Here is a 19,846-nt window from a genome sequence, read left to right as displayed (position 1 = left end):
AGCAGCTCCTTTGAGCCGTTTTTATGGAATTGCGCGGCTGCCACCGCGCAAATAAACCAATCTGCGGTTTATCCAGCAGACATTATGGTAGAACGGGAGGGCGGGTCCGCTCAGGCGAAGATCACGAACTTGAGGATGCCCGCGATCAGCGACACGGCGCCCACCGCCCAGCAGTAGTAGGCAAAGTTGCCGAACTTGCCCTTGTCCGCCAGGGACTTGACCAGCCGGATGGCGAAGTAGCCCACCACGGCGGACACCACCACGCCCACCAGATAGACCGGCAGGAGGGGCAGGACCTGCTCACTGAAATTGGGGGCGGTCACGGCGTCCTTCAGCTCCAGCAGCGTGGCGCCCACCACGGCGGGCAGGGACATGAGGAAGGAAAAGCGGACGGCGAAGTCCCGGTCAAAACCTCTCAGCATGCCGGCGGAGATGGTGGAGCCGGAGCGGGAGATGCCGGGGATGATGGCCACCGCCTGGGCGCAGCCCACCAGTAGGGCGTCCACCACGGTGGCGTTCTTGGCAGTCTTGTGGCCCCGGGCCAGCCGGTCGGAGAAGAAGAGGATGAAGCCGGTGAGCAGCAGCATGCAGGACACCGGGATGGGGTTGGAGAAGAAGCGCTCCAGGGCGTCCTTGAAGAAGATCATCACGAACAGCGGCAGGGTGGCCACAATGATCAGCATCACCATCCGCCGGGCGGCAGGCGGCTTGCCCGCGCTCTCATCCCGCACCACCAGGGCGCGGATGCCCAGGAAAAACTCCCGGATCATATCCACAATGTCCCGCCAGTACACGATGCAGACGGAGATCAGCGTGCCGAAGTGGAGCAGCACGGTGAAGAGCATGTGGGTCTCCTCCATGTTCTCCATGCTGAAAAAGGCCTGGAAGAGGGTCAGGTGTCCTGAACTGGAAATGGGCAGAAACTCCGCCACACCCTGAATCACGCCCATCAGGATGGACATCAGATAATTCATAGATTTTCCTCCATACATATGTAGTCCCGCCTCATCAGGGACGGGCGGGTGCATATAGATTATATTACCACAAGCAGCCTGACATTTCCATCATTTTTCTTTGGATTATGTCAACAATCTGTTTACGGACAACAGAGCGGCGGCTCCCTGAGCCGCCGCTCTGTATGGCAATGCTTATTTCCGCTGCACCGGCTCGGTCATGGCCTGGGCGATGTAGCCCTGGCCGTAGAGAATGTCGTAGACGATGGTGCGGTAGGTCTCCACCGTCCTCTGGTCCTCCTCCGGCGGCTCGTAGTAGGGCGTGCCGTCCGCCGCCACAAAGAGCCGCTGGCGGTAGAGCAGCATATCCTCCAGGGCCATATCCACCCACTGGAAGTACAGCGGGCGGGGCACCCCGGCCCAGTCCAGAATATGCACCCCCAACCCTGTGGCGCTCAGGGTCTCGGGCACATCCAGCTCCGCGCCGTAGTTGTTCCAGACCAGGAATCGGGTGGTGTGCATCCGCTTGAGCTCCTCCGGGGACCAGGACTGGGTGTCCGCCGTGGTGGAGTAGCCCAGCTCCGAGTAGATGGTGTTCTCCTCGTCCATGGACAGCCCGGGCAGATGGTCGCCCCAGAAGATCACGATCACCGGCTCCTCGCACTGCTCAAAATAGTCCAGCAGCGCCCCAAGGGCCGCGTCCGCGTCGTGGATACCGTGGAGCAGGGCGTCGATGGAGCCCAGCTCCTCCTCCCCCAGCTTGTCGCTGGAGAAGTCCAGACCGGAGCTGTCCTCGAATTTCCCGGTGTAGTAGGGCTGGTGGTTCTCCATGGAAAGGCCGTAAAGGAGAAGTGGTTTACTCTTGTCCCGGTTCTCAAACTCCGAGATCATCATCTCGGTCAGGGCCATGTCGGACAGATAGGGCCCCTCCCGCTCCGCGTCCTCGGGGAAGTCCGGCTCAAACACCAGCTTGTCAAAGCCGATGCGCTGGAAGTTCTCCTCCCGGTTGTACAGCTTCGACGTGTAGGAGTGGACGAATTCGGTGGCGTAGCCCTGGGCTGAGAATGCCTTGATGATGGACGGCGCACGGTCGTAGGCCGTCTCGTCCTGGAGGGAGGTCAGGTCCTCCCCCTCTCCCACAAAGGCAATGGGAATGCCGGTCATGACCTCCATCTCCACGTTGCCGGTGCCTCCGGCGTATGTATTGGAGAGAAACTTGCCCGAGGGCCATTCAGCCGCCAGGGCCCGGTAGTTGGGGATGGGATCGTCCTCAAACTCCACGCCGGGCAGCACCGCCTCCGGGTCGCAGAAGCTCTCGGACATGAGCATGATCACATTGGGCTGCACCTCCGGCGCCGGCGTGGACGCCGCGTTCTGCTTCACCTTCAGCAGGATGGCGTTCATGTTGTTCTCATTGTACGCGTCCGGCTCCTGCACCGCGCTGTCCAGCACGCCGCTGTACAGGCCCGCCAGAAAGCCCAGCCGGTCGTTCCGCTCGGCCTGGATCTCTCCCCCCGGCCCGCTGAGAAAGTCCCGGGTCGCAGGCAGATTGGCCGACCCCACCATCACCAGCAGGCCGCACAGCCCCACGGTCAGGGAGGCATACCACCGGATGCGCCGGGGCCGCTTGGCAAAGAGCAGGGTCAGCGCCAGCAATCCAAGCACCGCCAGCACCGACGGGACGGTACATGCGCCGAAGCTCATGCCCGGGCGCATGAAGCCCGCGATGGTGCCCATATGGGTGGCCATGGCCAGGTCGCTGACCATCAGAGGCACGCCGTTGACCACTTCCTTGAAATAACTGACAATGGCCATGGTCAGCAGGGGGACCGTCAGGATCAGTCCGGCGGAAAAGATGCCGCCCGTTATAGCAAGCAGGATCCCTTCACAGGCCAGCAGCAGCAGGTATCCCAGCCCAAAGGCGGCCGGGTTCTGCCCGATCCAGGCCACGGTGTCCTCCACCGACTGGATCGTGATGAGCTGTGTGGCCACCAGGATGGCCAGCGGGATGAGAAAGGCCATCAGATACCACACCCAGGGGTGATACCGCCAGGGCGCCCGGGGCTTTTTCTCCCGCCTCCACAGCGAAAAACGCCGCCTGCCTCCATCCTGCGCCCCGCCGGACTCAACCGGCCCCGGGGCTATGGGCGCCGTGCCCGCGCCCTGGGGCTCCGCCGGAGCGGCCAGGGCAACCGCCCGCTCCTCTTCCGGCACAAGCCCCTCCCGCGCCATCCGGGCGGCCCGCTCGGCGTTCTGCCGCCGGCGGTTCTTGCGCCGCCGCGCCTCCAGCGCGCTATGTTTTCCCTTCTTCTTGGCCAATCGATTCACCCTCAGGGCAGAATTTTTCTTACAGTCAGGTGCTATTTTAACGTCCTTCCTCCGGCCTGTCAACGGCATTTACCGCCAAAAATCATAGATTGTCAAGAGCGCGTTCCGGGTATCTCCGGAACGCGCTCAACAGGCTGCTTTCTCTCAGGGAAACTGGACCGACACATCTCCCATTCCGCTGGACAGTTCCATGCTTCCCCGCTCACCATCCTGGGAAAAGGATGTGCCCAGGCTCCGGCCGTTCACCATCACCTGGCCCAGGTCCGTGCTCAGGCCGTACTCGTACCACTGCTCTTCCCGGGCCGGCTTCACACTGATATCGCCCAGGTCCGCCGTTACGCTGACCTTCTCGCCCAGCTCGCCCTCCAGGGAGAACGAGCCCGTGCTGCCGGTGACGGTCAGACGGTCGGCCACTGCCATGCCGGTGGCCGTCATATTTCCCATGGCCAGCTCCGCCTCCAGCTCGCCCGCCTCTATGCCCGTCAGGCTCAGGGAGCCGCAGTTCAGCGTCAGCACTGCGCTGTCCACCCGCAGCTCGCTGCCGTTCACCTCGCCCAGGTCTGCCGTAGCGGTCAGGTTGTCTGCCCGGAGGCCGTCCAGGGTCAGGCTGCCCAGGCTGCTGGCGATATCCGCGTCCGTCAGGGCAGCGCTGTCAGGCAGAAAAATCTCCACGCTGCCCCCCTTCTGCGTCGACAGCACCCCTGCGGGCCGGTCGTCCCACACCTTCAGCACACCGTCCTCCAGCGCGTACTTCAGCTCCACGCTTCCGTCCCGCAGACGCATGCCGTAGGTCTCGCCGGTCGTGACGGTGACATTGCCGGCAGACAAGTTGACCTCCAGTCTGGTGAACGGCTCCAGCTCCATATTTTTCTCCACAGACGCCACCTCCTCCATAGAATTCCAGCCGGAAAAACGGATCCCGTCCCAGCCTACGCGGATGTGCTCTTTCCCCACCGGGACCTCGATGTGGGTGTCCGCCCCCATGTACCAGCCGATCCCGGTGAGCACTCCGCCGATGAGAAACAGCGGCGCGGCAATGCCAGCGATCACCTTGGCGAATTTCTTCATGCCGCTTCCCCCTCTCTCACGCCGCCGGAGAACATGCGGCGCACCAGAGCCGCCATTCCCTTATACCAGAGCACACACAGCGCCGCGCCGCCCAGAAAGAGCAGCAGCCCCATTGCCGCCGCAAGGAAGCCCAGGCCGCAGAAGAACACCATGGTGGGGATGCTGTAAAAGACCTGGGTAAAGCCGCACCACATGCTGAAGAGCCCGCCGCCCACACAGGCCACTCCTCCGGCAGCGACGCAGACCCCTATCCCCAGCAGGCCCACCACTACCGTCAGCAGCACAGGCACCCAGATGGGTGAGAGCACGATGACCGCCGCGATCCGGCCGCCGGTCCAGCGGCGGGGTTCCCGCAGGTCCCGTCCGCCGGTCCGGGGCATGGCGCCCAGGATACGGGCCGCCGCCTCGTCCGGCGTGCCCAGCTCCTCCTCCGCCCTCCATGCCTGGTCGGGTCCTTTCTCCTCGAAGTACTCCTTATAATACTTCAGGATGCTCTCCAGCTGCCGGTTGGATATCCGGCCGGTGAGATAGTCTGAGAGCTGACCCAGATACTCCTGCTCGCTCATGTCGGTTCCCCCTGTCCCTGCACCGGCGTATGTCCTGCGACAGACCCCCAACGCGGTGATTTTATATTTTTATTATATCGGTCTTTTCTTTATGGACCATTGAGAGCTTCTTAAAATCAGATGAAAATCCGCCTGTTCTCCTGTTTTTGCGTTCTCCTTTCCCCCTAATGTCGTTTTTCTCCTTGCCCGGAAAACAATTCCTCTCTTTTGTCCCTTTTCCCACGTTTTCACCAAATTTCGTTCCGTTCCGCTTCTTAAATTTCCATGTTCGGAATACCCGGTAATTTACTAGGTTAGGCTTGTAATCTCCGCGTTTTTGTTATATTATGTAATGAACAACCGAAATAACCCACCATGGGATTTTAGGAGTGACCCTATGAGCCTGCGCATCGGTATCGACATCGGCTCCACCACCGTCAAGGTCGTGGTGCTGGATGAACAGAACAAGCTGCTGTTCCGCTCCTACGAGCGGCACTATTCCAAGGCCCGGGAGCGGGCCTGCGAGACCCTCCACTCCATTCAGGATATGCTGAAGGGACAGATGGTCCGGATGGTCATCACCGGCTCCGCCGGTCTGGGCGTGGCCAAGGCCGCCGACGTGGACTTCGTCCAGGAGGTGTACGCCACCGCCGCCGCCGTCCGCGCCTACTACCCGGACACCGACGCCGTCATCGAGCTGGGCGGCGAGGACGCCAAGATCATCTTCTTCGGCGGCGCCCTGGAGGAGCGGATGAACGGCTCCTGTGCCGGCGGCACCGGCGCCTTCATCGACCAGATGGCCACCCTGCTGAACGTCTCCGTCAACGAGCTGGACGAGCTGAGCCTGAAGCACGAGAAGATCTACCCCATCGCCTCCCGCTGCGGCGTGTTCGCCAAGAGCGACATCCAGCCCATCCTCAACCAGGGCGGCCGCAAGGAGGACGTGGCCGCCTCCATCTTCCAGGCCGTGGTGGACCAGACCGTGGCCGGTCTGACCCAGGGCCGGGAGCTCAAGGGCAAGATCGTGTTCCTGGGCGGCCCCCTCCACTTCCTCATGGGCCTGCGGCAGCGGTTCGTGGAGACCCTGAAGCTGGACGATGAGCACGCCATCTTCCCCGAGGACGGCGACTGCTTCGCCGGTATCGGTGCGGCCCTGTGCTCCTCCGACTACCCCGAGCACCCCTTTGACGACCTGCTCAAGCGCCTGGAGGAGAGCGTGGACGCCACCAATACGGTGGACACCATGCCCCCCCTCTTCACCGACAAGGCCGACTACGACGCCTTCCTGGCCCGCCACAACGCCAACCACCCCCCCGAGGCGGATATCCATACATACACCGGCGACGCCTTCCTGGGCATCGACGCCGGCTCCACCACCACTAAGGTGGCCCTCATCGCCCCCGACGGCGGCCTGCTCTACACCTACTACCACTCCAACCTGGGCAACCCGGTGGCCGTGGTGCTGGAGCAGCTGAAGGAGATCTACAAGCTGTGCGGCGACCGGATCACCATCAAGGGCTCCGCCGTCACCGGCTACGGCGAGGACCTGATCAAGAACGCCTTCGGCTGCGACCTGGGCCTGGTGGAGACCGTGGCCCACTACAACGCCGCCCGCCACTTCAACCCCGACGTGGACTTCATCATCGACATCGGCGGCCAGGACATGAAGTGCTTCAAGATCCGCAACGGCGCCGTGGACTCCATCATGCTCAACGAGGCCTGCTCCTCCGGCTGCGGCTCCTTTATCGAGACCTTCGCCAAGGCCCTGGGCTACTCCATCGCCGACTTCGCCAAGCTGGGCCTCTTCGCCAAGCACCCGGTGAACCTGGGCTCCCGCTGCACCGTGTTCATGAACTCCAGTGTGAAGCAGGCCCAGAAGGACGGCGCCAGCGTGGAGGACATCTCCGCCGGTCTGTCCATCTCCATCGTCAAGAACGCGGTGTACAAGGTCATCCGCGCCGCCAGCGCCGACGACCTGGGCAAGCATATTGTGGTCCAGGGCGGCACCTTCCACAACGACGCGGTGCTCCGGGCCTTTGAGCTGGAGCTGGGCCGGAACGTGACCCGCCCCACCATCGCCGGCATCATGGGCGCCTTCGGCGCCGCCCTGGCCGCCCGTGACCTGCATCTGAACGCCAGCGGCCTGCTCAGCGAAAAGGCTTTACAGTCCTTCACCCACACCGCTAAGCCCGTCACCTGCGGCCTGTGCACCAACCACTGCGCCCTCACCGTCAACCAGTTCGACGGCGGCCGGAAGTTCATCTCGGGCAACCGCTGCTCCCGCCCCCTGGGCAAGGAGAAGGTGGAGCTGCCCGACCTGATGAACTACAAGTACAAGAAGCTCCGGGCCATGCACGGCAAGGGCGAGGGCACCGGCGTCCGGGGCCGGATGGGCATCCCCTTCGGCCTGAACATGTACGAGAACCTGCCCTTCTGGTTTACCTTCTTCACCAAGCTCAACTTCGAGGTGGTCCTCTCCCCCGAGTCCTCCCGAAAGCTCTACATCAAGGGCCAGCACACCATCCCCTCCGACACGGTGTGCTACCCCGCCAAGCTGCTCCACGGCCACGTGGAGGCCCTGGTGGAGGAGGGCGTGGACGCCATCTGGTACCCCTGTATGTCCTACAACAACGACGAGGGCATCGGCGACAACCACTACAACTGCCCCGTGGTGGCCTACTACCCCGAGCTGCTGGCCGCCAACGTGCCCGCCCTGAAGCAGACCAAGTTCCTCAACCCCTACGTGGGCCTGTGGCGCCACAAGGACTTTGCCAAGCGCATCGCCAAGATGATGGAGGAGGAGTTCTCCATCCCCAAGCGGGAGACCCTGGCCGCGGCCAAGGCCGCCTATGCCGCCTACGACGCCTACGTCCACGACGTGCGCTCCACCGGCAAGAAGTACATCGAGTACGCCCGGGCCATGAACATGCCCATCCTGGTGGTCTGCGGCCGCCCCTACCACATCGACCCGGAGATCAACCACGGCATTAACGACCTTATCACCTCCTTCGGCTTTGTGCTCATCACCGAGGACGCCCTCTCCTACCTGGAGGGCTACGCCCCCCGGAAGGTGCTCAACCAGTGGACCTTCCAGAGCCGCATGTACAACGCCGCCCGCTATGTCTGCACCCAGCCCGACATGCAGGTGGTCCAGCTGGTCTCCTTCGGCTGCGGCACCGACGCCATCACCACCGACGAGATGCGCTCCATCCTGGAGAGCGGCGGCAAGCTGTACACCCAGCTGAAGATCGACGACATCAGCAACCTGGGCGCGGTGCGCATCCGTATCCGCTCCCTCATCGCCGCCATCGACGCCCGCAAGCAGCAGGCCCGCAGCGGCCAGGACGCCGCCAACGCCTGACAGGGCGGCCCCTTCCTCTCAGAATCCCCCACGCCCCAGGGGCGTGAATGTATGCGGAAAGGACTTAGCTTTCTATGGCAAAACTGGAATACGACAAGACCGGCCGCCTTCTCTTCACCAAGGAGATGAAGGAGGAGTACACCCTTCTGGTGCCCCAGATGCTGCCCATGCACTTCGCCATGCTGGTGCGCATCATGCAGACCGAGGGGTACAAGGTGGAGATGCTCAACACCTCCGGCAAGAGCATCCTGGACTACGGACAGAAGTACGTCCACAACGACGCCTGCTTCCCCGCCATTCTGGTCATCGGCCAGCTCATCGACGCGGTGAAGAGCGGCAAGTACGATCCCCATAAGGTGGCCCTGGTCATCACCCAGACCGGCGGCGGCTGCCGCGCCTCCAACTACATCCACATGCTCCGCAAGGCCCTGGAAAAGGCCGACCTGGCCTATGTGCCCGTCATCTCGGTGAACCTGTCCGGCCTGGAGCACAACCCCGGCTTCAAGCTGTCCCTGGGCTTTATCCGCAAGGCCGTGTTCGCCGTGTTCTACGGCGACATCCTCATGAATATCTCCAACCAGGTCCGGCCCTATGAGGTCAACCCCGGCGACACCGATCAGGCCATCGAGGACTGCATGGACTTCCTCCTGGCGGAGATGAACGTGGGCAGGGGCATGAACCACAAGTCCATGATCGCCAACTTCGAGCGCATCATCGACCGGTTCAAGGCCGTCCCCGTGGCCGGAGAGCAGAAGGTCCGGGTGGGCGTGGTCGGCGAGATCTACGTCAAATACTCCCCCCTGGGCAACAACAACCTGGAGAAGTTCCTCCTCTCCGAGGGCGCCGAGCCCGTGGTGCCCGGCCTGGCCGACTTCGTCATCTTCAAGATCTTCAACCGTGACGTGGATGTGGACATCTACGGCGGCAAGTGGATCAAGCAGGCGGTGTGCCGGGTGTTCGCCGGGTACATCAAGAAGAAGCAGCGGGCCATGATCGACACCATCAAGCGCTCCGGCCGCTTCCGCGCCCCCGGCGACTTTGACGAGCTCCATAGCTACATCAAGGGCTATCTGGGCGACGGCAACAAGATGGGCGAGGGCTGGCTCCTCACCGCTGAGATGCTGGAGCTCATCCACACCGGCGTGCCCAACATCGTGTGCACCCAGCCCTTCGGCTGCCTGCCCAACCACATCGTGGGCAAGGGCATGATCCGCAAGCTGAAGGACGACTACCCCTGGAGCAACATCGTGGCCATCGACTATGATCCCGGTGCCACCAAGATCAACCAGGAGAACCGGATCAAGCTCATGCTGGCCAACGCCCGCGGCCTGGCCAAGCAGCACGAGGAGGAGGCCGCCCGGGAGCAGGAGCCCGCCGGCGTATGAACGGCCTCCGCTTTGTAGATGCCTGCACCGACGAGCACTTCGCCGCCATGTCCCTCATCCATGCGCTGGGCTGGCGGGATACCTATGTAGGCTATGTGCCCGACGACTATATGGCCCGGGAAATTACCGATGACCGGTGGATAAAGTTCTTCCGGGAGGACTACCAGACCGGGCGCTGTCATGGACTTCTCCTTTACAGCGGCGACACCCCGGTGGCCGCCATCAACTACGGCCCCGCCCGCACGGAAAACTACAATGCAGGCACCAGCGAGGGCTCCGACTTCCCCAACGAGGCCTACCGGGGCTGGGGGGAGATCATCTCCTTCTACACCCACCCGGACCACCGGGGCAAAGGGTACGGCGGCCTGCTCTTTGAGGAGGCCCTCCGCCGTCTGAAGGCCGACGGCTTCCGCAACGCCTTTGTGTTCGTCCTGCGGGAGAACAGCGGCGCCCGGCGGTTCTACGCCGCCCACGGCTTCCAGTGGGACGGCACCCATGCAGATATTCCCTTCCCGCCTGACGCCATTTGTGTTGACTTGCGGTACACCAGGGCATTATAATAGTGCCATAAGTAAATGGCCGTCCGTTTTTCCCCTCGCCTTTTCCGGCGGCCCACAGGGATCAAAACCACTGTATCAACGGGTTTTCCTCACAGAGGGAAACCCGTTGTTTTTTACGAAAGGAAGATGAATTTGATGGAAAACAAGATGGGCACCATGCCCATCCGGCGGCTCATCATCCACATGTCCTGGCCCATGATGCTCTCCATGCTGGTCCAGGCCCTGTACAACATGGTGGACAGCTACTTCGTCTCCCTCATCGACGACAGCGCCTTTGTGGCCCTGGGACTGGCCTACCCGGCCCAGACCATGATGGTGGCCATCTGCGTGGGCACCGGCGTGGGCGTCAACGCCATGCTCTCCCGCCGCCTAGGAGAGAAAAAACCGGAGGCCGCCTGCGCCGTGGCCCTGAACGGCTACTTCCTCTATCTGCTCTCCTGGGTGGTCTTCCTCCTCTTCGGCCTGACCCTGGGTCCCCGCTTTGTGGGCTTCTTCAACAGCGACCCCCTGGTGCGGGAATACGGCGGACAGTACCTCACCATTGTGACCGTGTTCTCCCTGGGCGTATGCATGCAGTTCGCCGGCGAGCGGGTGCTCCAGGCAACGGGCAACGCGGTGGGGCCCATGATCATCCAGGGCGTGGGCGCGGTGGTCAACCTGTTCCTGGACCCGGTGCTCATCTTCGGCCTGGGGCCCTTCCCCGCCCTGGGGGTGGCGGGCGCCGCCATCGCCACAGTCTTCGGCCAGCTGGTGGGCATGGCGGTGGGCTTTGTGCTGGTGGCCCGAAACAGGGTGATCCGGCTCACCCTGCGGGGCTTCCGCCCCTGCCCGGCCACCATCCTGGACATCTACCGCATCGGCGGCCCCGCCATTGTGATGCAGTCCCTGAGCACGGTGATGACCCTGGGCCTGAACAAGATCCTCAGCCTACCCAAAATGCTGGTGCTGTACGGCGACGCCCCCGTGTTCATCCTCTCCGCCTACTTCAAGCTCCAGTCCTTCGTCTTCATGCCGGTCTACGGCATGAACAACGGCCTCACCCCCATCCTCAGCTACAACTACGGCGCCCGGCAGCGGGAGCGCATCGCCGGCGGCGTCCGCTTCGCCCTGGCCGCCGCCCTGTGCATCATGGGGGTGGGCATGGTCATCTTCCTGCTCTTCCCCTGGCTGCTCATGGGGATCTTCAGCGCACCGGAGCTGGCCATGGCCATGGGCGTACCGGCCCTGCGGATCATCTCCCTCTCCTTCCTGTTCGCCGGGGTGTCTATCATCCTGGGCGCCGCCTTCCAGGCCCTGGGCGTGCCCATGTTCAGCCTGATCCTCTCCGTGCTGCGCCAGGCCGCCATCGTGCTGCCCGTCTGCCTGTTCTTCGTGTTCACCGCCCCTGAGCTGGTCTGGTGGTGCCTGCCCGTGGCCGAGGCGGTCTCCTGCGCCGTGGCCCTTGTCCTGTACCGCTGGGTCTACCACGCTAAAATCCTGCCCCTTGGGGCAGCTTCCTGAGGAGGTCATTCTATGAAGTCCCTGCTTCCCGCGCTTCTGGCCGCTGCGCTGCTCCTCTCCGCCTGCACCGGCGAGACGGCCGTCTCCCCTTCCCCGTCCCAATCCGCCCCCGTCTCCTCTGCCCGGCCCTCCGATGCGCCTCCCAGTTCCTCGGACGCTCCGGAGGCCCCCGCCTGGTGGGAGAATATCTCCACAGAGGACCTGCCGGACACCCTGTCCGCCGCGGAGGACGTCCAGGCGGGCAGCGGCAGCCTCTACCGGCTTGCCGAGCTGCCCGACCAGGACATCGTCCTCTACGGCTACGGCGGCGACTCCGACGGCGCGCCCTGCGGCGTTCTCCTGGCCCGGGGCGACACCCTCACCCCCTTTGACCAGGTCTGCCTCTCCGCCCAGCACCCCATGCTCCCCCAGCTGCGGTGGGACGACCTGGACGGCGACGGCAGCGGGGAGCTGGCCGTGGTCTACCTGGTGTCCAACTCCGCCGGGTCCAGCGTGTTCGAGCTCCACGTCTACCGGCCCCTTTCCGACGGCGGCTGGGCGGACTGCGGCCTGCTGCCCGGCTACTACGGCCCCCTGCTGGACGGCCTGCTCTCCTTCTCCTACGACCACGATGAAAACACCGTCACCATCACCGCCGGCAGCGAGAAGATCAGCGTCTGGTATGACGGCCCCAACGAGCCCGACGGCCTGGCCCCCGTGGGCGGCCTGGTGTTTTTCCGGTACGAGGACGGCGCCTATACCGCCGTGTTCGGCCTCCAGATCACCGCCGGGGATGCGTCCCCCGCGGACATCGGCACCCTCACCGCCCAGGTGTCCTACGACGGAGACGCCCTCACCCTGACCGACTTCCGCCTGAACGCCAACGGCGGCGTCTGAGCCGTGAAAAAAGAGACTGCGCCTGTTGCAGTCTCTTTTTTCTGTTTTATGCCGACGTAACTATTGACTTCTGCCCCACAATTTAGCATAATAATAGTGATTTCAAGCGTTCGAGGAGGCTCTTCCGATGGCTAAGACCGCAAAGCCCGAATCTAAGCCCGTACTTAAATCCGCCGCCCGTATGTCAAAGCGGGGGCCCCTTGATCAGGAGCAGCTGCGCAAGATGGACGCCTACTGGCGCGCGGCCAACTATCTGTCCGTGGGCCAGCTCTATCTGCTGGACAATCCCCTGCTCCGCCAGCCCCTGAAGCCGGAGCACCTCAAGCGGCACACTGTGGGCCACTGGGGCACCGCGCCGGGGCAGAACTTTATCTACACCCACCTCAACCGGGTCATCACCCGCAACGACCTGAACATGATCTATCTGGCCGGTCCCGGCCACGGCGGCGAGGCCGTGGTGGCCCAGACCTACCTGGAGGGGACATACAGCGAGGTGTATCCCAACGTGGGCCAGGACGAGGAGGGCATGAAACGGCTTTTCCGCCAGTTTGCCTTCCCCGGCGGCATTCCCAGCCATGTGGGCCCCGAGGCCCCCGGCTCCATCAACGAGGGCGGCGAGCTGGGCTACTCCCTGTCCCACGCCTTCGGCGCGGTGATGGACAACCCCGACCTGATCGCCGCCTGCGTGGTGGGGGACGGCGAGGCCGAGACCGGCCCCCTGGCCGCCGCCTGGCAGAGCAACAAGCTCATCAACCCCATCACCGACGGCGCCGTGCTGCCCATCTTCCACCTCAACGGCTTCAAGAGCGCCGGGCCCTCCATCTTCGGCCGGATCACCCACGAGGAGCTGGAGATGTACTTCAAGGGCTGCGGCTGGGAGCCCCGGTTCGTGGAGGGGGACGACGCGCCCCAGATGCACCAGACCATGGCCGCCGCCCTGGACTGGGCGGTGCGTGAGATCAGCCGCATCCAGGAGCACGCCCGCACCCAGAACGACCCCACCCGGCCCCGGTGGCCCATGATCGTGTTCCGCTCCCCCAAGGGCTGGACCTGCCCCGTGTCCCTGGACGGCTTCCCGGTGGAGGGCACCTGCCTGGCCCACCGCATCCCCTTCCCCGCCGACGCCGCACACCCGGAGCATATCGCCCTGCTGGAGTCCTGGATGCGCAGCTACCACCCGGAGGAGCTCTTTGACGAAAACGGCCGGCTCGTCCCCGAGCTGCGGGAGCTGGCCCCCGTGGGCAACCGGCGCATGGGCTCCAACCCCCACGCCAACGGCGGCCAGGTCCTCCGGGACCTCCGCCGCCCCGACTTCCGCAGCTACGCGGTGGATGTCCCCTCCCCCGGCGACCACCTGGGCGAGGACATGCACCAGCTGGGCAAGTACATGCGGGACGTGGTGCGCCTCAACATGGAGGCCAAGAACTTCCGCATCTTTGCCCCCGACGAGGCCAAGTCCAACGGCCTGGAGCCGGTCTTTGAGGTGACCGGACGGCGCTGGAACACCGACTTTATGGAAAACGACCTGAACCTGGACACGGAAGGACGGGTCATGGACGCCATGCTCTCCGAGCATATGTGCCAGGGCTGGCTGGAGGGCTACCTCCTGACCGGGCGGCACGGCGCCTTTGTCAGCTACGAGGCCTTTATCCGCATCGTGGACTCCATGGTCTCCCAGCACGCCAAGTGGCTCAAGGTGGCCTCCCAGCTGCCCTGGCGGCAGGATATCGCCTCCCTGAACTACGTGCTGGCCTCCAACGTGTGGCAGCAGGACCACAACGGATTCACCCATCAGGACCCCGGCTTCCTGGACCATGTGGCCAACAAGAAGGCGGACGTGGTGCGCCTCTACCTGCCCCCGGACACCAACTGCCTGCTGTCCACCTTCGACCACTGCATCAAGAGCCGGAACTACGTCAACGTGATCATCGCCTCCAAGCACCCCCGGCCCCAGTGGCTCACCATGGACCAGGCCGTGAAGCACTGCACCCAGGGCATCGGCATCTGGCAGTGGGCCTCCAACGACCAGGGCGCTGAGCCCGACGTGGTCATGGCCTGCTGCGGCGACACCCCCACCCTGGAGACCCTGGCGGCAGTGACCATCCTGCGCAAGTACCTGCCCGAGCTCCACATCCGGGTCATCAACGTGGTGGACCTGATGAAGCTCCAGCCCCACACGGAACACCCCCACGGCCTCACCGACGAGGACTACGATGCCTACTTCACCACCGACAAGCCCGTCATCTTTGCCTTCCACGGCTACCCCACCCTGGTCCACGAACTGACCTACCGCCGCCACAACAAGAAGCTCCACGTCCGGGGCTACAAGGAGGAGGGCACCATCACCACCCCCTTTGACATGCGGGTACAAAACGACATCGACCGCTACCACCTTGTGATGGACACGGTCAAGCGTCTGCCCCAGCTGGGCAACCGGGGTGCCTTCCTCATCCAGCTCATGCGGGACAAGCTGGTGGAGCACCGCCAGTACATCACCACCTACGGCGAGGACATGCCCGAGATCAGAGACTGGAAATGGAACAACGGCAAGGGGATGGAATGATCCTCTGCCTGCAAACGCGCCCCCGGAGGCTGATGCCTCCGGGGGCGCTGCTTCTTAGCGCTTGAGCGCCGCCATCCGCCGCTGCCGCTCCTCCTCCATCATGCCGTGGAGGCAGTCCAGCGCGTCGGAGAGGCCGCCGATCCGGTCGATGAGGCCGATCTTCACCGCCTCCTCCCCGTAGATCACGCTGCCCACATCCGCCGCCAGCTCCCCGGTCTGGAGCATCATCCTGGTAAAGGTCTCCCGGTCCACATGGCTGTTCTGGGTGACAAACTGGATGATCCGGTCCTGGATGCGCTCAAAGTAGTAGAAGGTCTGGGGCACGCCGATGACCAGGCCGTTGAGACGCACCGGGTGGATGGTCATGGCGGCGGAAGGCGCGATAAAGGACACCTTGGCGGACACCGCCAGCGGCACGCCGATGGAGTGTCCGCCTCCCAGCACCAGAGACACGGTGGGCTTGCGCATGCTGGCAATCAGCTCGGCGATGCCCAGCCCCGCCTCAATATCGCCCCCCACTGTATTCAGCAGGATGAGCACGCCGTCCACCTCGCTGCTCTCCTCAATGGCCGCCAGCAGAGGCATCACATGCTCATATTTGGTGGTCTTGGCGTTGGAGGGCAGCAGTTGATGGCCCTCGATCTGCCCCACAATGGTGAGGGTGTGGACGGTGCCGCGCTCCGTCTTGATGGTGGCCGAGCCCATATCCACGATCTGCTGCTGGCGGTCGCTGAGCCCGCTGTCCTCCTCCCCGCGCTCCGCTGCTCCGGTCTCCCTGGTCTCTTCTGTCATATACAGCACCTCCCTGTGTACTGCCCCTAGTATTTGCGGACACAGGGAGTTTCATCCGTAAAAAAGGACTTGGCGGGATACCCTGCCAAGTCCTTTTCTCATCTTCTGTTTTCCGGGGCGCAGCGCCTTCAGCCCTCCGCCTGGAAGACCGCGTGCCCGTTTCCCCCGGCCCGCTTGGCCTCGTACAGGGCCCGGTCCGCGTTTTCATACAGCAGCGTGAAGTCCTTGCCGTGGCGGGGATAAAATGCCGCGCCGATGCAGCACGACAGGGTCTCCTGGGGGATCTCGTCCACACTGATGCCCCGGATCCGGCTGTTCACCGTGGACATCAGCCGCTGCACCACTTCCGGATTGCCCACGTTCTTCAGAAACACCATAAACTCGTCTCCGCCCACACGGCCCACGATATCCGTCTCACGGAACACGCCCCGCAGGACCTGCGCCGTCTTCTTCAGCACCAGATCTCCGGTGGCATGTCCGTAGGTGTCGTTGATCTCCTTGAAGTGGTCCAGGTCCACCATCAGCAGCACCTGGTAGCCCTTGCACCGCTCCTCGTTAAGCCAATCTGTAATGCTCCGGGCGGTGCTCTCCTTGTTGAGCAGGCCGGTCAGCGAATCCTCCTCCGCCTTCCGCATCAGCCTGCGCCGGTCTCTGGCGTTGATGTGCTGGATGGACACCAGCAGCGCGCCCACGCCCAGCAGGAACGCCGCGCCCAGCAGCAGATCATAGTGGGCGATGAATTCATAGCCGGCCTTGGCGTCCTCCTCGCTGACCACATAGCAGAGCACCCAGTCGTTGCAGTCCAGAGGCTCGTAGGCCAGATAGCTGCCCACGCCCTGGTTGTCCACGATGATGCTGCCGCTGCTCCTGTTCTGAAAGTCCGTACGCATCTGGTCCAGGGAGCCCTTGGAGAAGTTCACCTTGCCATATGCGTCGAAGAAATACCGCTCCGACCAGTCGGCCTCGGCAGTGCCTGTGCTCACAATAGAGCCGTCCGCCGTCACGATAAAGGAGTAGCCCTTCCCCTCGTAGATATCCGCGAACAGCAGGCTGCTCAGGGCGCCCACGTCGTAGGAGCCGCCCAGTACGGCTGTGACCTGGCCGTCCCGCTCCACGGGCACTGCCAGCACCACTTTGTTGTCCCCGTCCACCGAGCTGGAAAGCGGGTTGCTCATGGCCCGCTGGCCGCTCATGGCGGTCTGAAAATACGCCCGGTCCCCCACCTGAGTGACGATCCCATCGCTGCTGTATCCCGTCCCGTCCGGCAGGATCAGCATGGTCCGCCCAAAGGTGTCCGTGGAGGACAGGGACTGAAGGATGTCCTCCATCTGCTCCACGGTCAGCTTCTGGGGCTGCATGCCGATATAGCTGGATGCCACCTCCAGCGTATTGAACTGGAGCTCAATGACCGCTTCAAAATGATAGCTCTGCTGCTGCACATTGGACTGGAGCAGCTCCACTGTATTTTGATTGACCGCACTGTCCACTCGGGCGAAGAACACCATAAATGCCGTTGCCAGGTAGCACAGGAACACGGCTAACGCAATCGCATATCTTAGGCTGTTCTTGCTTCGGTGCCAACCCATGCCCTCACCTGCACTTCCGCTAAAACGATTAACAAGATTATAGCAAAACTATCGGCTTCTTGCAATTTAAACAGCTGATTTTCGCTCTCTTTTTTTCTTCCGCTGTGACTTAAACCGCCCTTTTCCGTCTAAAACAAACATTAACTGTCATTTTTCGCCATAATTCCTCACATTTCGAGAAATCCATTTTCTGAATCTTTCGGCCGCTCCCTGCCGGGTGCATGCAAAAATGGGCTCCGCACAAGTACGGAGCCCATTTTTTCCTGTTCAGTTACCGCGCCTCAAAGACAGCCTTCATGCCCTTGTAGGTCATGTAGCAGTCCAGCTTGCTCACGGTCTCATAGGGGGCGTGCATGGAGAGCACGGGCACGCCGGCATCCAGGGTGTCGATGTCCCGCTCGGCCATGTACACGGCCACGGTGCCGCCGCCGCCCTGGTCCACCTTGCCCAGCTCGGCCATCTGCCACACCACGCCGGCCTCGTCCAGAATGCGGCGGGTATAGGCCACCAGCTCGGCGGAGGCGTCGGACGCGCCCGACTTGCCCCGGGCGCCGGTGTACTTGCACAGGCCCATGCCCCGGTTGATATAGGCGCTGTTGCGCTTCTCAAAGACCTCGGCAAAGTTGGGGTCGTAGGCGGCGCACACGTCGGCGGACAGGCAGAAGGACCGCTCGTAGCAGGCCTTCAGGGCCACGCCCTGGGCGTCGCACAGGTCGCTCATAAAGGTGTCGAAGGCGGCGGACTTCATGCCGGACACGCCCTCGGAGCCGATCTCCTCCTTGTCGGCCAGCATGCACACGGCGGTGCGGGCGGGCGCGCCGTCCAGGGAGAAGAGGGCGGCCAGAGCCGCGTAGCCGCAGACACGGTCGTCGTGGCCGTAGGAGCCGATGAGGGAGCGGTCAAAGCCGATATCGCTGGCACGGAAGGCGGGCACGGCGGTCAGCTCAGCGGAGATGAAGTCCTCCTCCACGATGCCGTACTTCTGGTTGAGCAGGTCCAGGATGGCCAGCTTCACCCGCTCGGAGCCCTCGTCGTCCTTGAAGGGACGGCTGCCCACCAGCACGTTCAGGCTCTCGCCGGGAATGGCCTCGGCCAGGGTCTTCTTGCTCTGGTCCGCCGCCAGGTGGGGCAGCAGGTCGTCCACGGTGAACAGGGGGTCCCCCGCGCCGTTGCCCACGGCCACCTTGATGACGCTGCCGTCCTTCATGGCGATGACGCCGTGGAGCTCCAGGGGGATGGTCACCCACTGGTACTTGCGGATGCCGCCGTAGTAGTGGGTCTTGAGGAAGCACATCTCGGTGTCCTCATAGAGGGGGTTCTGCTTGATGTCCAGGCGGGGGGAGTCGATGTGGGCCGCGCCGATGTTGACGCCCTCGCTGAGGGAGGCGGTGCCCACCACGGCCAGCATGATGGCCTTGCCCCGGTTGACCCGGTAGAGCTTGTCGCCGGGCTTGACGGCCATGCCGCGGACAAAGGGCTTGAAGCCCCGCTCCTCGGCCTGGCGGACGGTCTCGTCCACGCACTCCCGCTCGGTCTTGCCCGCGTCCAGGTACTTCTTATAGTCCTCACAGTAAGACTTCATGGCGGCCTCGTCCTCCGCCGTCAGGCGGTCGTAGCCGTTCTTGGGCTGGTAGAGCAGGGCCTCACGCCGCAGCTCACCCGCGGTCTTCTGTTTCTCTTCCATCTTATTTCCTCCTTACTCGGGGCGGGACTCCGCTCCGAGATTCAGTATTTTTTCAAACAGGGCCTTTGCCTGCCGGGCAAACTCCGCCTCTTCCCCGGTGTTCTCCAGCACTGCGGTGCAGTTGGCCCGGAAAAAGGCGTCGCTCTGCTGGGCCTTCACCCGCATGCGGGCGTACGCCTCGGAAATGCCGTCCCGGGCCATGATGCGCCTCACCCGCACCTCCGGCGGGGCCAGAACACCCACAACCGCGTCGCACAGATCGCCCAGACCGCTCTCGATGAGGGCGATGGCGTCCACGGCGGCCAGAGGCCGCCCTTCCGCCCGGGCGGTGCGGAGCAGCTCCTCCACCCGCTGGCGCACATACCGGTGGGTGATGGCGTTCAGGTCGGCCAGCAGGGCCTTGTCCTGAAAGACCAGAGCCCCCAGCTTCTTCCGGTCCAGCCGCTGTTCACTGTCTAGGATACCCCTTCCGAAGCGTTTCGTCAACTCGTTTCTCATGGCGGCGCTCTCTTCCAGCAGCTGGTGGTACACCTGGTCGCAGTCGATGACGCAGCCGCCCAGGTCGGTCACCGCCCGGAGCGCGGTGGTCTTCCCCGCCCCCGTGGGGCCGGTAATGCCGACGATTTTCATGGTCCTCACCGCCCA

At 63.5% G+C, this 19,846-nt stretch carries 14 protein-coding genes; 6 read left to right on the top strand and 8 right to left on the bottom strand.

The genetic code is table 11. From position 1 onward, the window contains the following. Positions 1-110 precede the first annotated feature (110 nt). The 4 genes from Q0K23_RS06880 to Q0K23_RS06865 all read right to left on the bottom strand — a co-directional run bounded on the left by Q0K23_RS06880 (position 111) and on the right by Q0K23_RS06865 (position 4,915). Entirely contained in the window at positions 111-974 is an 864-nt protein-coding gene (locus Q0K23_RS06880; RefSeq protein ID WP_294519695.1) for an undecaprenyl-diphosphate phosphatase, read from the bottom strand. A gap of 174 nt (positions 975-1,148) precedes the next feature. Then, the gene (locus tag Q0K23_RS06875) at positions 1,149-3,272 is read right to left on the bottom strand and encodes an LTA synthase family protein (RefSeq protein WP_294519693.1); all 2,124 of its coding nucleotides are present in this window, start codon (positions 3,270-3,272) and stop codon (positions 1,149-1,151) included. A 153-nt stretch (positions 3,273-3,425) separates the two neighbouring features. Next, positions 3,426-4,349, bottom strand: coding sequence for a DUF4097 family beta strand repeat-containing protein (locus tag Q0K23_RS06870; protein WP_294519690.1), 924 nt, complete (start codon positions 4,347-4,349; stop codon positions 3,426-3,428). Next, complete coding sequence (locus Q0K23_RS06865; RefSeq protein WP_294519687.1) at positions 4,346-4,915, bottom strand: HAAS signaling domain-containing protein; 570 nt, start codon at positions 4,913-4,915, stop codon at positions 4,346-4,348. The genes Q0K23_RS06870 and Q0K23_RS06865 overlap by 4 nt, the downstream gene beginning before the upstream one ends. Positions 4,916-5,291: 376 nt before the next feature. Between Q0K23_RS06865 and Q0K23_RS06860 the strand changes: the two genes are divergently transcribed. The 6 genes from Q0K23_RS06860 to Q0K23_RS06835 all read left to right on the top strand — a co-directional run bounded on the left by Q0K23_RS06860 (position 5,292) and on the right by Q0K23_RS06835 (position 15,139). Continuing rightward, complete coding sequence (locus tag Q0K23_RS06860; protein ID WP_294519685.1) at positions 5,292-8,255, top strand: acyl-CoA dehydratase activase; 2,964 nt, start codon at positions 5,292-5,294, stop codon at positions 8,253-8,255. A gap of 74 nt (positions 8,256-8,329) precedes the next feature. After that, on the top strand, positions 8,330-9,640 hold the full coding sequence (locus tag Q0K23_RS06855; RefSeq protein WP_294519682.1) for a 2-hydroxyacyl-CoA dehydratase: 1,311 nt from the start codon (positions 8,330-8,332) through the stop codon (positions 9,638-9,640). Continuing rightward, positions 9,637-10,200 carry a GNAT family N-acetyltransferase gene (locus Q0K23_RS06850; protein WP_294519678.1) on the top strand — a complete coding sequence of 188 codons (564 nt, stop codon included), beginning with the start codon at positions 9,637-9,639 and terminating at the stop codon, positions 10,198-10,200. The genes Q0K23_RS06855 and Q0K23_RS06850 overlap by 4 nt, the downstream gene beginning before the upstream one ends. Positions 10,201-10,335: 135 nt before the next feature. Continuing rightward, the gene (locus Q0K23_RS06845) at positions 10,336-11,700 is read left to right on the top strand and encodes an MATE family efflux transporter (RefSeq protein WP_349230854.1); all 1,365 of its coding nucleotides are present in this window, start codon (positions 10,336-10,338) and stop codon (positions 11,698-11,700) included. Between the two features lie 12 nt (positions 11,701-11,712). Beyond that, positions 11,713-12,576 carry a hypothetical protein gene (locus Q0K23_RS06840; protein WP_294519673.1) on the top strand — a complete coding sequence of 288 codons (864 nt, stop codon included), beginning with the start codon at positions 11,713-11,715 and terminating at the stop codon, positions 12,574-12,576. 181 nt (positions 12,577-12,757) lie between these two features. Beyond that, entirely contained in the window at positions 12,758-15,139 is a 2,382-nt protein-coding gene (locus Q0K23_RS06835) for a phosphoketolase (RefSeq protein WP_294519721.1), read from the top strand. Positions 15,140-15,193: 54 nt separating this feature from the next. On the opposite strand, the gene Q0K23_RS06830 is transcribed toward Q0K23_RS06835, so the two are convergent. From Q0K23_RS06830 to coaE, 4 genes are all read right to left on the bottom strand, one after another. Continuing rightward, a complete protein-coding gene (locus tag Q0K23_RS06830; protein WP_294519670.1) occupies positions 15,194-15,931 on the bottom strand; it encodes a ClpP family protease in 738 nt (245 codons plus the stop codon). A gap of 128 nt (positions 15,932-16,059) precedes the next feature. After that, complete coding sequence (locus Q0K23_RS06825; RefSeq protein WP_294519667.1) at positions 16,060-17,517, bottom strand: sensor domain-containing diguanylate cyclase; 1,458 nt, start codon at positions 17,515-17,517, stop codon at positions 16,060-16,062. 271 nt (positions 17,518-17,788) lie between these two features. Then, entirely contained in the window at positions 17,789-19,201 is a 1,413-nt protein-coding gene (locus Q0K23_RS06820) for an aminopeptidase (protein ID WP_294519664.1), read from the bottom strand. A gap of 12 nt (positions 19,202-19,213) precedes the next feature. Then, positions 19,214-19,831 carry a dephospho-CoA kinase gene (gene coaE, locus Q0K23_RS06815; protein ID WP_294519661.1) on the bottom strand — a complete coding sequence of 206 codons (618 nt, stop codon included), beginning with the start codon at positions 19,829-19,831 and terminating at the stop codon, positions 19,214-19,216. Positions 19,832-19,846: the final 15 nt, after the last annotated feature.

It is taken from the genome of uncultured Pseudoflavonifractor sp., from assembly GCF_944387275.1.
Taxonomy (GTDB): domain Bacteria; phylum Bacillota; class Clostridia; order Oscillospirales; family Oscillospiraceae; genus Pseudoflavonifractor; species Pseudoflavonifractor intestinihominis.
The sequence above is the reverse complement of the archived record's forward strand: the minus strand, read 5'-3'. Positions and strand labels throughout refer to the sequence as shown.